We start from the raw sequence: 12,566 nt of genomic DNA, 5'->3' as shown, positions 1-12,566 counted from the left end.
CTTTCTTTATGAAGATATCTCAAGAAACAATCCTGCAAATAACGCCTGGCGCATTTAATGCGCCAGGCGTTATTTGCTTGCTTATTTATTTTGGTTTGCCTGGGTGGCACAAAAGTATCGGAAGGGTGCACCCCGTAGGCTCAAAGAACCCCAGGCGCAGCCAGAACAGTTTCTGGCAGGCGATACAGGCAGCAAGAAAATATCTCGGCGCAGGCACAAATTTTATCGGCACAGGTTACAAGAACCGCTTCCTTGCAGCGGGGTGGCTGCAAGGTAAGTGGGAACATATGCTTTGCAATGATATCCATTTCGATGGCGTTCAGGCCAAAATCCCGCTGGGCATTCTGCACAGCACGGGCGGGATGAAAAAGGCCATGCCAGCGGTGGGAGGCATCTTTTTCGTGCCAGTCATACAAAAAATAATCATGCAGCAAAGCACCTCGTACCAGGCTGGAAAAATCCACCTTCGCCTTGGTGCGCAGGGCCAGTTGAATGCTAACCCAAGCCACGGCCACCGAGTGGTCATAGCAGTTGATGCTGCCATGTTGGATGAACTGTTTTTCTTGCAGCAGCAAAGGGGAAGAGAGCAGTTCTCTGCCGTGGGTTAGCAAAAGATCCAGTGCCAAAGTATCCACAGTGTGCCTCCTTTTAAAACGAAATACCGCTGGGAGAAAGATAGGCGCAGCAGTAAGCTGGTTTTGGTTTTATAGTAAGCCAAATCTGTGAAAAAACAGCGAATAAATTGTAAAAACAAAGCTGCTTTTTACAAACAGTAACGGAGAAAAGTGGCCGAATTTGCCCCAAATGGCTTTGCTTAATTGCGCAGCAGCCGGTACAATGCCACCGCCCGGTAGAGTGCACTCATTTCGGGCAGGCGGTCAGGGTCATAACCCAGCCGGTGGCTGATTTGCTGGTAGCGGTATTTTACGGTGTTTTTGTGCAAAAACAGAAGCTGGGCACAACGGGAGATACTTTGCTGGGCATCCAGCAGATACACGGCCAGCGTTTCCACTAAAGGCAGGTCGTCGCCGGGAGCTTGCAGAGGAGCCAAAGCGGCACGGCAGTCTGCCACACAGGCTTCGTCCTGTGCCAGATGGTTTTTGCAGTAAAGGGCAAAATCAATTTCGCCCTGGGTGTAAAAAGTGCTCTGCGGCCAGATGGAGTGGGCGCTGGGCAGCCCCTCGGCACAACGCAAAAAGGCCTGCCGCACCTGGTTGGTGCTTTCCAATCCCTGGCAGCAGGTAATCACACAGGGCAAACCCTGCTGTGCCAGTTGATTTTGAAGCTCCTGAGCAAGAGCCTGGCCGCTGGGCCCAAAAATGCCGTTATCGGCCATCACAACCACAAAATCCTGGTAGCTGCCGGTGACCATGGCCTGGCAGCAGGGCTCCAGCAGCTGGGTGGCCAGAGCAGGGGCCTTTTGCAGAAAGCTGTCACGATGGCGGGGCTGTACCGGGCTTAAAATCCACATACAGTGAATAGAGGCAACATCCAGCCGGAACAGGGCAGCCATCCGGCGCATTTTGATGGGTTCATCCTTTAAAATAGCCCGCAACAGCTCCTCAATGGCCAGTTCGGCGTGCTTAAAGCTCCATCGGTCCACGGCCATGCACAGGATATTTTGCACCTGCTGCTGGGCTTCGCTGCTTAAAGGACGGCCGCCTTTGAGCAGGTAAAGTTCCATGGGTGCTTTATCTGCCACCGAGATATTCATGCGGCAGCATTGATCTGCGTCGCCCTGCCGGGCCTGGAGCAGCAAATCTGCCACATCGGTTTGGATGCCCCGGGGCCATGCAGCGGCACCCAGCACCTGGCCCTCGCCGTCCAACAGCAGCACGGTGGCACGCAGCCGGTCGCTTACCAGCTGGAGTACCGTGTCCACCGTTTGCTGGTGAGCGGGAAGCAGGGTCATGTGCTCCACCACATCCCCCAGCAGGTGGCTGTCGTCGGTTTGGTCCAGCAGGATAGCCTCCATCACATCGCTGATTACTTCGCTGTACCGGAGTGCCTGCTGGGCAGGCATGACCAGCAGAGGAAACTCCAGTTCCTGAGCCAGCTGTACCAGCTCTTGAGGAACTTCCGGCATTACTATGCCTACATAAAACAGAACAAGAGCAGACTGGCCAGCGGCCGAAAGGCTGCGCAGCGCATCGCACTGGGACTGAGGGTTCTGTACCATGGTGGAAAAACAGGTAAGTACCAGTTCGCCGCCTTCAAAGGCACCGGGTTCCGGGCTAGGGCAGGCGGGTTCAAATACTGTTACCCCAGTGATGGGGCGGTCCAGACAGGACTGACCGGCAAGCACAACAGCTTGACGCAGGCTGGGCAGTTCCAATGCTCGCTTTACTGTAACACTCATAGAGATTGCCTCCAAAAGCAAAAATGATGGAGCGTGCCTGTAAAAAAACAGCTCCTGGAAAAGTGGGAAGTAACACGCATAAAAGCCCTTACCGCACTACACAGGCAGTGCAATAAAGGCTTTTGCGGCAAATGTCAACCTTTTTGCTTGATGGCAAAGTGGTTGGCATTGGGCGAACGAAGGGGAATTTCCGGCATCAGCTCCTGGGAGATAATGTTGAGCATCTCCTCCATCCGCTGCACCTCGGCAGGGGAAAACCGCTCCTTGATGCGATCCATTACGGTGGACAGATAGTTGTAGCTGATGTTATAATAATCCTCGTACTTTTGTGTAATGACCAGGTGGTATTCCCGGCGGTCGCTGCTGGAACGAATTTTTTTCAGGTAGCCTTTTTTAATCAGGCTGTTTACCTTGTAAGCAGCGTTGGGAGGGGAAATCTGCACAAAACTGGCAAATTCATTAACAGTGGGCTTGCCCAGTGCCTGAATGATTTCCATGCAAAAGGTTTCCACCGTGGTTAGACTGGCCTCCCGGTCCTGAAAGCGGGCAAACACTTTTTGGTAAAAGTGCAGCTTGAATTTTGAATAAACATCTGCAAATGCCTGGTCCAGCATTGATTTAGCTCCTTTGCGAATGAGGTCAACGATACCCATTTGGATGCAGTGCGCAAAAAACAGGCAGTTTTCCGTATATTATACCAAGGAATCAACGGTAAATCAACCAATGGCAAAGGTAAGCTCGGCAATGGCGGCAATCTGCCCATCCACCTTGGCTACGGCCTTGCCAAAGCCCATGGGGCCCCGGCGGTCGGTGAGTTCGCAGTGCAATTCCAGCACATCACCAGGCACCACCTGACGCTTAAAGCGTGCGCTTTTAATGCCGCCAAAAAACACGATTTTGCCCTTGTTTTCCGGCTCGGTCAGCAAAGCCACGGCGCCCACCTGGGCCAGGGCTTCGATAATCAGCACACCGGGCATTACATGCTTTTGGGGGAAGTGACCGCAAAAGAACTGCTCGTTTACGGTAACACATTTGCGGCCCTGGGCCATCTGGCCGGGTACACATTCGGTAATCCGGTCCACCAGCTGAAAGGGAAAGCGGTGGGGCAGAATTTCCATAATTTCGTTGGAATTCAAAGTCATTTGCGTTACTCCTCCCATTTTTTCAGCAGAATGCTGGCGTTGTGGCCGCCAAAGCCCAGCGAGTTGGACATGGCATACCGCAGGTTTGCGGAACGGCCCTGGCAGGGTACCACATCCAGATCACAGGCGGGGTCTGCCACCTGATAGCCCAGCGTAGCGGGGATAAAACCATCCTTCAAGGCCATGGCGGTGAACACAGCCTCCACAGCACCGGAAGCACCCAGCAGATGGCCGGTCATGGACTTGGTGGAACTAATGGCCAGCGAATGGGCGTGCTCGCCAAAGGCCAGCTTAACGGCAGCGGTTTCGCCTGCATCGTTCATGGGGGTGGAGGTACCATGAGCGTTGATGTAGTCCACCTGCTCGGGGCTGACGCCTGCATCCTTCAGTGCCATGGTCATGGCACCGGCAGCACCGGAGCCATCTGCCAGAGGTGCAGTGATGTGGTGCGCATCACAGGTGCAGCCGTAGCCCACGATTTCGGCCAGAATGTTTGCACCCCGGGCCTTGGCATGCTCGTAGGACTCCAGCACCAGGCAGGCAGCACCTTCGCCCATTACAAAGCCGGAACGCTCGGCATCAAAGGGAATGGAAGCCCGCAAGGGGTCACTGCCGGTATGCAGAGCGTGCAGGGAGGTAAAGCCGCCCATGGCAAGGGAGGTGATGGTGGACTCACTGCCGCCCGCCAGCATCATGTCTGCGTATCCGTCCCGAATCTGCCGGAAGGCATCGCCTACAGCGTTGGTGCCGGATGCACAGGCGGTAACAGGGCAGGTGCACATACCATGCAGACCAAACCGAATGGCAATGTTGCCGGCTGCCATGTTGGCAATGGCCATGGGGATAAAGTAGGGGCTTACCCGGTCGTAGCCTTTTGCTTCGCCCTTGAGGCACTCGTTCTGGATGGTGGTAAAGCCGCCAATGCCGCTGGCAAACACCACGCCGCAACGGCTGGTGTCCTTGTCTTCCAGGTTCAGGCCGCTGTTTTCCATAGCCTCAATGGCGCTGGCCAGTGCAAACTGAACAAACCGGTCCATCTTGCGGGCTTCCCGCTTATCCAGCAGCTGCTCGGGGTCAAAGTTTTTTACCTCGCCTGCCAGCGTAACCTTCTGGGCAGAGGTATCGTACAAAGTAATGGGGCCAATGCCGCACTGGTTTGCCTGTACAGCAGCCCAGGTTTCGGCCAGGTTCAGCCCCAGAGGGGTAATAGCCCCCATGCCGGTAATTACAACGCGTTGTTTTTCCATGGTCTTTTTCCTCCTGTCAGGGCGTTACACAGCCATGCCGCCGTCCACGCACAGCACCTGTCCGGTGATGTAGCGGGCCTGGGGGCTGCACAAAAAAGCGACAGCGGCAGCCACATCTTCCGGCTGGCCCAGGTGATTCATGGGGATGTCTGCCAGAATTTTTTGAGTGACAGCTTCACCCAATACATCGGTCATATCGGTTTGAATAAAGCCGGGGGCTACACAGTTTACCGTTACTCCACGGGTGGCCAGCTCTTTGGCGATGCTCTTGCTCATGCCAATCAAACCTGCCTTGCTGGCGGCATAGTTGGCCTGGCCCGCATTGCCGCGCACACCCACCACGCTGGAAACATTCACAATACGGCCAAACCGCTGCTTCATCATGGGCCGGCAGGCGGCTTTCATGCAGTGGAATGCGCCTTTCAGGTTGGTGTTCAGCACGGCGTCCAAATCCTCTTCGCTCATGCGCATCAGGAGATTGTCCCGGGTGATGCCGGCGTTGTTTACCAGAATATCCAGTTTGCCAAAAGCCTGGATGGTTTCATCCACCAGCTTCTGGGCCTGGTCCGCACAGGATACATCCCCTTGCAGAGCAATAGCCTGTACCCCCAGTGCCTTGCATTCCTCCACCACGGCCTGTGCGGCCTGCTGGCTGCCTGCATAATTTACCGCCACATTGATGCCCTGTGCCGCCAAAGCCAGGCAGATGGACCGGCCAATGCCCCGGCTGCCGCCGGTGACCAGTGCGTTGTAGTTGGATTCCATTTAAGCTTCTCCTTTCAGCCAGGCCAGAGCATCCTGCAGCTCCTGGGCCGTTTCCACCGAGCGTACCTGAATGCTCTTGGCGGTCTTTTTTACCAGGCCAGCCAGGGTTTTGCCCGGGCCAACCTCCAAAATTGTATCAATGCCGTCTGCTTCCATCCGGCGCAGAATATCTTCCATATAAACGCTGGACTGCACCTGCTGTTCCAACAGCTGGGGAATGGTACGGCTGCCATCCGAAGGGCCGCCCAGGCAGTTGAAATAGACCGGCAGTTCCATGGTGCCAAAGCTGGTTTGTTCAAACCGCTGGCGCAGCGCATTCCCGGCAGGAGCCATGAGGGAGGTGTGGAAGGGGCCGGATACCTTAAGGGGCAGGCACCGCTTGGCACCGGCTTCCTTGGCCAGCACACAGGCTGCATCCACGGCGGCCTGGTCACCTGCAATGGCTATCTGGCCGGGGCAGTTGTAGTTGGCGATTTCCACCAAAAGGCCGGTTTGCTGGGCAGCCTGGCGGCAGGCCTCTTGCAGGGCCTGCCGTTCCAAACCCAGGATAGCGGCCATACCGCAGCTGCGGCCGGTAACTGCCTGCTCCATGGCCTGGCCACGGAAGGCGGCCAGCGCCACAGCCTGGGCGGGTTCAAATACACCGGCACAGGCCAGGGCAGAGTATTCACCCAAGCTCAGGCCGGCCGCAGCGGCAGGCTGAACGCCCTGTTCCTTGAGCACTGCCCACAAGGATACCGCAAAGGCCACCATGCAGGGCTGGGTGTAACGGGTTTGAGCCAGCTGTTCCTCCGGCCCTTCAAAGCAAAGCTGCTTCAGGTCAAAATCCACCTGCTGGGCAGCCTGGTCCATGGTTTGGCGGAACAGGGGCTGGGTTTCGTATAAATCCTTGCCCATGCCAGCGTGCTGTGCACCCTGGCCGGCAAATAAAATGGCAAGCTTCATGGGGTTGCGTTCCTCCATTCGGTCACAAGTTCATCCATCAGTTCCTTTACGGATACCTGTTTTTTTACCTGGCCAGCATTGGAACCGCAAAAGAACAGTCCCTCCTGCCAGTTGCCCCGCACCGCTTGAATCAGTGCATGGGCAATGCAATACAAGGTATCCTGCTTGGGGCAGGGAACCAGACAGTTGAAGCAGCGGCGGGGCTTTTGCTGCTGGCCTTGCTCCAGCCGCTGAATCAGGGGCGAATACAGTGCCCGGCCCGGCATACCAACAGGGCTGTGCACAATGCGAACATCCTCTGGCTTTGCAGCCAGCAGGATGTCTTTATAAGCCTGAGAAGCATCACATTCGTGGGTGGCAATAAAACGGGTGGCAAGCTGAACACCGGCTGCTCCCAGCTGCTCCAGCCGGGCAGCATTCGCCCCACTGTATACGCCGCCTGCGGCAAACAGGGGAATGGCTCTGCCGGCTTTTTGCTCAAATCCTTCCAGTTCCGTTCGGATGGCGGGCACAAGCTGTTCCAGACTGGGGGCGGTTTGCTCCTCCACTTCCTGGCGGGAAAAACCCAGATGTCCGCCTGCCTGTGCGCCCTCTACCACCATAAAATCCGGCAGACGGTCAAACCGTTTGCGCCAAAGTTTGCAAAGGGTAGCTGCTGCACGAGGGCTGGAAACAATGGGAGCCAGCGCAACATCTGCACCGTCCGCTATGGCGGGCAGATCCACAGCCAGACCGGCACCGCACACCACAGCATCCACACCGGCCCGAATGGCGGTTCGGATGCTGTCGGCATATTGGGTGGTGGCAACCATGGCGTTGATGGCTACCATACCCGCACCGCCAGCCAGTTCCTTGGCTTTGCGGATTTCCCGTTCCAGTGCCCGCAGGTTGGCTTCAAAGGGATTTTGGTAAAAGTCAGGTTCGTTGAAGCCGGTCACCGCTGTGCTGATGGTGCCCATACCGCCGCAGGCAGCAACTGCCCCGGCCAGGCCTCCCAAAGATACGCCAATACCCATACCGCCCTGCAGAATGGGTACCGAAAGCGTGCGTCCACGAATGGTGATGCTTTTCATTGGCTTACTCCTCTTCTAATTGATGCAGCCGCTGGTTGCAGCCTGCCGCAAGTTCTTCAAAGATGGTGCGAAGGGGACGGATTTCGTTGCACATACCGGCTACCTGACCAGCCATAAGGCTGCCGGTGTCGGTGTCGCCATCAAAAACAGCACGGCGCAGCGAGCCCAGGGTGTAGTGCTCCAGCTCCATCTTGTCGGCCCCTTCCTTTTCCTTTGCCACATAGGCACGGGCCATCTTGTTTTTGAGAATACGCACCGGCACGCCAGCGATGCGGCCGGTAACCACAGTATCGCTGTCCTTGGCCTTTACAACGGCTTGCTTGTAGTTTTCGTGAATGGGGCACTCCTCGCTTACCAGCAGGCAGGTCCCCAGCTGGACGCCGCAGGCACCCAGTGCACGAGCGGCCAGCAGCTGGCGGCCATCGGCAATGCCGCCGGCTGCAATAACAGGCAGGTTGCCAAATTCCTTCATGGCATCCACCACCTGGGGTACCAATGCCATGGTGGTCATCTCACCCACATGGCCGCCGGACTCGGTGCCCTCAGCAATAATACCGTCCACCCCCAGGCCAGCCATGCGGCGGGCCAGTACCACAGCGGGCACCACAGGGAACACCTTAATGCCTGCTTCCTTCCAGGCGGGCACATAAGCACCGGGGTTGCCGGCGCCGGTGGTAACCACAGGAACCTTTTCCTCAATGACGATTTTGGCCATCTCGGCGGCTTCCGGGTTCATGAGCATGATGTTCACGCCAAAAGGCTTATCGGTAAGGCTGCGGCAGAGCCGAATCTGCTCCCGCAGCATGGCGGCGTTCATTCCGCCTGCACCAATCAAACCCAGTGCACCAGCGTTAGAAACAGCGGCTGCAAAGGTGCCGGTGGCAATGTTGGCCATGCCGCCCTGAATAAAAGGGAACTCGGTTCCCAGCAGTTGGTTCAGTTGCATAAAATGAATCTCTCCTTGTTTTAGCGTGCGCCTGTTTTTGAGACGCAATCAAAAGGTAAGCAGGCAGGCACCCCAGGTAAGCCCGGCGCCAAAGCCCACACAGGCTGCGGTAGTGCCGGGGGCAAGGCGGCCTTGCGCCCACAACTCACTGAGAGCCAGGGGAATGCTGGCGGCAGAGGTGTTGCCGTAGCGGTGCATATTTTTGTAAAACTGATGCTGGGGCGCACCCAGCTTTTTGGCCACATGGTCGATAATCCGGCTGTTGGCCTGATGGCACACCACCTGGTCCATCTGCTCCAGAGGAATGCCGCTGGCCTGGCTGAGCTGTTCCAGGCATTTGGGCAGAATGTCCACCGCAAACCGGAAGATTGCCTTGCCCTCCATCTGTAAATAGGGGGTGCGCTCCGGCAGCAGGCTGGCTGCGTGCAGGGGCTCGGTTTGCCCCTGAGCACCCCATACACAGGCATAGGGCAGCTGGGCAAGCTGTACCACAGCCGCACCGGCCCCATCCCCAAACAGCACACAGGTGGAGCGGTCCTCCATATCCACCACACGGGAAAGGCACTCTGCCCCAATCACCAGCGCATATTCACCTGCATTGCCGCCGGCAAGCAGGCTGCGGGCAGTTTCCAGCCCATATACAAAGCCGCTGCAAGCGGCGTTTAAATCAAAGCAAGGCATTGCCCTTGTTGCCCCCAGGGCTTCGTGCACCTGGCAGGCCACCGAGGGAGTGCGATAATCCGCAGTGAAAGTGGCAGCAACGATAAGACCCATCTGGTCGATGGTCAGGCCGGCGGCCTCCAGTGCATGGCGGGCCGCCTGAGCAGCTAGGGTGCCGCAGCTTTCTTCCGGCTGGCAGAAATACCGCTGCCGAATTCCGGTTCGGGTAGCAATCCACTCATCGCTGGTGTCCATCCGCTGGGCAAAATCCTCGTTGGTCACACAGCTGCTGGGCAGAGCCCGGCCCATTCCAATGATTTTTAATCCCTTCATGCAAACTCCTTTGGATTTTGAGTCAGAAAGCGGCTGCCCATGCTTTCAAATTTTTTGCGTCGGCGTGCCCCCGCATCGGTCCAAAGTCCTGTGTTGCTCAGTGCCTTCTGCAATGCCTCATCCACAGCAGTGAATACTGCCTGGGGATTGCTTGCGGCACCCTGAGCAGGCTCCGGAATAATGCCGTCAATAACACCCAGCTCCAGCAAATCCTGCGCAGTGAGTTTCATCACCGAGCAGGCTTCCTTGCTGCGGGAGGGGTCCTTCCACAGGATGCTGGCAAAGCCTTCGGGTGAAAGCACCGAGTACACTGCGTGTTCCAGCATAAGTACGGTGTTTCCCATGGCAAGGGCCAATGCACCGCCGCTGCCCCCTTCGCCGGTGATTACGGCAATAAGAGGCACCGAAAGCTGACTCATTACGGCAAGGCTCCGGGCAATGGCTTCGCCTTGGCCCCGGGCTTCCGCTTCCAGCCCGGGGTAGGCACCGGGCGTATCCACAAAAGTGATGATAGGCCGACCGAATTTCTCAGCCTGCTGCATCAACCGCTGGGCTTTGCGGTAGCCCTCTGGGGTGGGCATACCAAAATTGCACCGGGTGTTTTCCGCCAAATTCCGGCCTTTGCGGTGGCCAATAACGGTAACCGCACGGCCATGAAACAGGGCAATTCCACCCAGAATGCTGGGGTCATCGCCACACAGGCGATCGCCCTTTTGCTCAAAAAAGTCGGTAAAGAGAGCCTGAATGTAATCCAGGGTGCCCGGCCGCCCGGTTTGACGGGCCAGAGCAACCTTTTCGGCAGGGGTCAGTTCAGCCACGGCGCATTCCTCCTTTGCTATGCAGATGAAGCAGTTTCATTAAGGTGAATTTCAGCTCGCTGCGGGGAACAACTGCATCCACAAATCCGTGTTCTTCCAGATATTCCGCCCTCTGAAATCCTTGCGGCAGGGTCTGGCCGATGGTCTGTTCAATCACACGGGGGCCTGCAAAACCAATCAGTGCGTTGGGCTCGGCCAGGGTGATGTCTCCCAGCGAAGCAAAACTGGCTGTTACCCCTCCGGTGGTGGGATGGGTCAAGCAGGCAATGTACAAACCGCCTGCCTGCTGAAAGCGGGTAATGGCACTGGCGGTTTTAGCCATCTGCATCAGCGAAAGGATGCCTTCCTGCATACGGGCTCCTCCGGACGCACAAAAGATGACGAGGGGCAATTTGTTTTTACGGGCGGTATTGGCAGCTTGGGCAATTTTTTCACCCACTGCAACACCCATGCTGCCCATTAAAAAGGAACTGTCCATTACAGCCACAATAGCCGGCCAGGCGCCAATTTTGCCCTTGGCCGTCACAACGGCTTCGTTCAGGCCGGTGCGGCGGCGCAGCTGCTCCAGTTTATTGGTGTAGCCCTCAAATTCCAGCGGGTCCTGCCCCTGCAACCCGGCATTCAGTTCCTGGAATGTGCCATCGTCCAGAATCATGGAGAGCCGATGATAGGCGCTTACCGGCCGGTGGTGGCCGCAGTGAGGGCAAACCAGGAGGTGCTCGGACCACTGCTTTTTGCTGGCGGGCTTGCCACACTGTGGGCACTGGTCAAACAGGGCCGGGGCATCCACCCGCTGGGGGCTTTGCTGGCGGCCTTCACGCATGACCTTCAGCTGCAAAAGCCGATGGCGGCGAGAAGCAAAACGATTGTTGAGCATTTCGTGTTATTCCTCCTGTAACTGGGGTGTGCAGCCTTTTTCCATCCAGTCCAGCAGCTGGTCCAGATGTTCTTCCAAAAAGGCGGTGGAGTACTCGCCCTTTAAAAAGACAGGGTGGTGCAAAATCAGATGTGCCAGGTCCGAACTGGTGGGGTAACCTTCCACCACAAATTCCTCCAGAACCCGCCGCATGCGGCGGATGGCCAACAAGCGGGTGGGAGCGCGGACAATAAGCTTGGCTACCATGGAGTCGTAAAAGGGGCTCAGCTCGCAGCCGTTGTACAGGGCGGAATCCACCCGAACGCCGCAACCACCGGGGAAATGGATGAATTCGGTACGGCCAGGCATGGGCGCAAATCCCCTGGTGGGGTCCTCGGCGTTGATGCGCACCTCAATGGCATGGCCTTCCAGATGGATGTCCTGCTGGGTAAAGGAGAGAGGCAGCCCGGCGGCTACACGGATTTGTTCCCGTACCAAATCCTTGCCGGTGACCATTTCGGTGACAGGGTGCTCTACTTGAATGCGGGTGTTCATTTCAATAAAGTAGTAGTTACCCGCAGGGTCCACCACAAATTCCACCGTACCGGCGCCCTCGTAGCCACAGCACTGGGCAGCCCGCACGGCAGCCTCGCCCATAGCCTGACGCAGCTCCGGCGAGAGAGCCTTGGAGGGGGACTCCTCCATGAGTTTTTGGTTTTTGCGCTGGATGGAGCAATCCCGCTCTCCGAGATGAACCACATGGCCCTGCTGGTCTGCCATGATTTGAAATTCAATATGGCGGGGGGAAAGAATCAATTTTTCCAGATACATCTCGCCGCAGCCAAAGCAGGCAACAGCCTCGGCCTGGGCTGCGGCAAAGGCGGCAGGCAGTTCCTCTGCGCTGAATACCCGGCGCATACCACGGCCACCGCCGCCGGCACTTGCCTTCAGCAGTACCGGGTAGCCAATTCGCTCCGCTTGTTCCAATGCATGAGCGGCATCGGTGAGTACACCTTCGGAGCCGGGAACCACCGGCACACCGGCTTGAATCATAAGGGCACGAGCGGCAGCCTTGTTGCCCATCTGACGGATTACATGGCCGCTGGGGCCAATGAACTTTAGCCCGCAGCGGGCGCAAAGGTCCGCAAACTCGTCGTTTTCGGACAAAAAGCCGTAACCAGGATGGATGGCTTCGCAGCCGGTTTCCAGCGCAGCAGTCAGAATTGCGCTCTGGTTCAGGTAACTCTGGCTGGCCTTTGCAGGGCCGATGCAGATGGCCTGAGTAGCCAGCTGTACATGGAGTGCGTTGGCATCCGCTGTGGAGTACACCGCAACGGTTTCAATGCCCATCTCCCGGCAAGCCCGGATAATGCGCACGGCAATTTCGCCCCGGTTGGCAATTAAAATTCGTTTCAACATAGC

13 protein-coding genes are annotated in these 12,566 nt (G+C 57.1%); all 13 read right to left on the bottom strand.

Annotated features, from left to right (window positions below; genetic code table 11):
* Positions 1-140 precede the first annotated feature (140 nt).
* On the bottom strand, positions 141-635 hold the full coding sequence (locus tag ACH2EM_RS02460) for an HD domain-containing protein (RefSeq protein WP_395150479.1): 495 nt from the start codon (positions 633-635) through the stop codon (positions 141-143).
* Positions 636-814: 179 nt separating this feature from the next.
* Positions 815-2,359, bottom strand: a complete 1,545-nt coding sequence (locus tag ACH2EM_RS02455) for a PucR family transcriptional regulator (protein ID WP_395150477.1) — start codon at positions 2,357-2,359, stop codon at positions 815-817.
* 134 nt (positions 2,360-2,493) lie between these two features.
* Entirely contained in the window at positions 2,494-2,973 is a 480-nt protein-coding gene (locus ACH2EM_RS02450; protein ID WP_395150476.1) for a MarR family winged helix-turn-helix transcriptional regulator, read from the bottom strand.
* Positions 2,974-3,075: 102 nt separating this feature from the next.
* Positions 3,076-3,501 (bottom strand): 3-hydroxyacyl-ACP dehydratase FabZ, encoded by a 426-nt coding sequence (fabZ, locus tag ACH2EM_RS02445; protein ID WP_395150475.1) that lies wholly within the window; start codon positions 3,499-3,501, stop codon positions 3,076-3,078.
* 5 nt (positions 3,502-3,506) lie between these two features.
* Positions 3,507-4,748, bottom strand: coding sequence for a beta-ketoacyl-ACP synthase II (gene fabF / locus ACH2EM_RS02440; RefSeq protein ID WP_395150474.1), 1,242 nt, complete (start codon positions 4,746-4,748; stop codon positions 3,507-3,509).
* Positions 4,749-4,772: 24 nt separating this feature from the next.
* Positions 4,773-5,513, bottom strand: coding sequence for a 3-oxoacyl-[acyl-carrier-protein] reductase (fabG, locus tag ACH2EM_RS02435; protein ID WP_395150473.1), 741 nt, complete (start codon positions 5,511-5,513; stop codon positions 4,773-4,775).
* Complete coding sequence (gene fabD / locus ACH2EM_RS02430; protein ID WP_395150472.1) at positions 5,514-6,458, bottom strand: ACP S-malonyltransferase; 945 nt, start codon at positions 6,456-6,458, stop codon at positions 5,514-5,516.
* The gene (locus ACH2EM_RS02425; RefSeq protein ID WP_395150471.1) at positions 6,455-7,531 is read right to left on the bottom strand and encodes an NAD(P)H-dependent flavin oxidoreductase; all 1,077 of its coding nucleotides are present in this window, start codon (positions 7,529-7,531) and stop codon (positions 6,455-6,457) included. Before ACH2EM_RS02425 ends, fabD begins: the two co-directional genes overlap by 4 nt.
* A 4-nt stretch (positions 7,532-7,535) precedes the next feature.
* Positions 7,536-8,477, bottom strand: coding sequence for a nitronate monooxygenase (locus ACH2EM_RS02420; protein ID WP_395150470.1), 942 nt, complete (start codon positions 8,475-8,477; stop codon positions 7,536-7,538).
* A 48-nt stretch (positions 8,478-8,525) separates the two neighbouring features.
* Positions 8,526-9,470, bottom strand: coding sequence for a beta-ketoacyl-ACP synthase III (locus ACH2EM_RS02415; RefSeq protein WP_395150469.1), 945 nt, complete (start codon positions 9,468-9,470; stop codon positions 8,526-8,528).
* On the bottom strand, positions 9,467-10,288 hold the full coding sequence (locus ACH2EM_RS02410; protein ID WP_395150468.1) for an acetyl-CoA carboxylase carboxyltransferase subunit alpha: 822 nt from the start codon (positions 10,286-10,288) through the stop codon (positions 9,467-9,469). Before ACH2EM_RS02410 ends, ACH2EM_RS02415 begins: the two co-directional genes overlap by 4 nt.
* A complete protein-coding gene (gene accD / locus ACH2EM_RS02405; RefSeq protein ID WP_395150467.1) occupies positions 10,281-11,165 on the bottom strand; it encodes an acetyl-CoA carboxylase, carboxyltransferase subunit beta in 885 nt (294 codons plus the stop codon). Before accD ends, ACH2EM_RS02410 begins: the two co-directional genes overlap by 8 nt.
* 6 nt (positions 11,166-11,171) lie before the next feature.
* A complete protein-coding gene (gene accC, locus ACH2EM_RS02400; protein ID WP_395150466.1) occupies positions 11,172-12,563 on the bottom strand; it encodes an acetyl-CoA carboxylase biotin carboxylase subunit in 1,392 nt (463 codons plus the stop codon).
* Positions 12,564-12,566: the final 3 nt, after the last annotated feature.

The organism is uncultured Allofournierella sp., from assembly GCA_944382705.1.
Taxonomy (GTDB): Bacteria; Bacillota; Clostridia; order Oscillospirales; family Ruminococcaceae; genus Allofournierella.
This window is presented reverse-complemented; position numbering and strand designations above follow the sequence as displayed.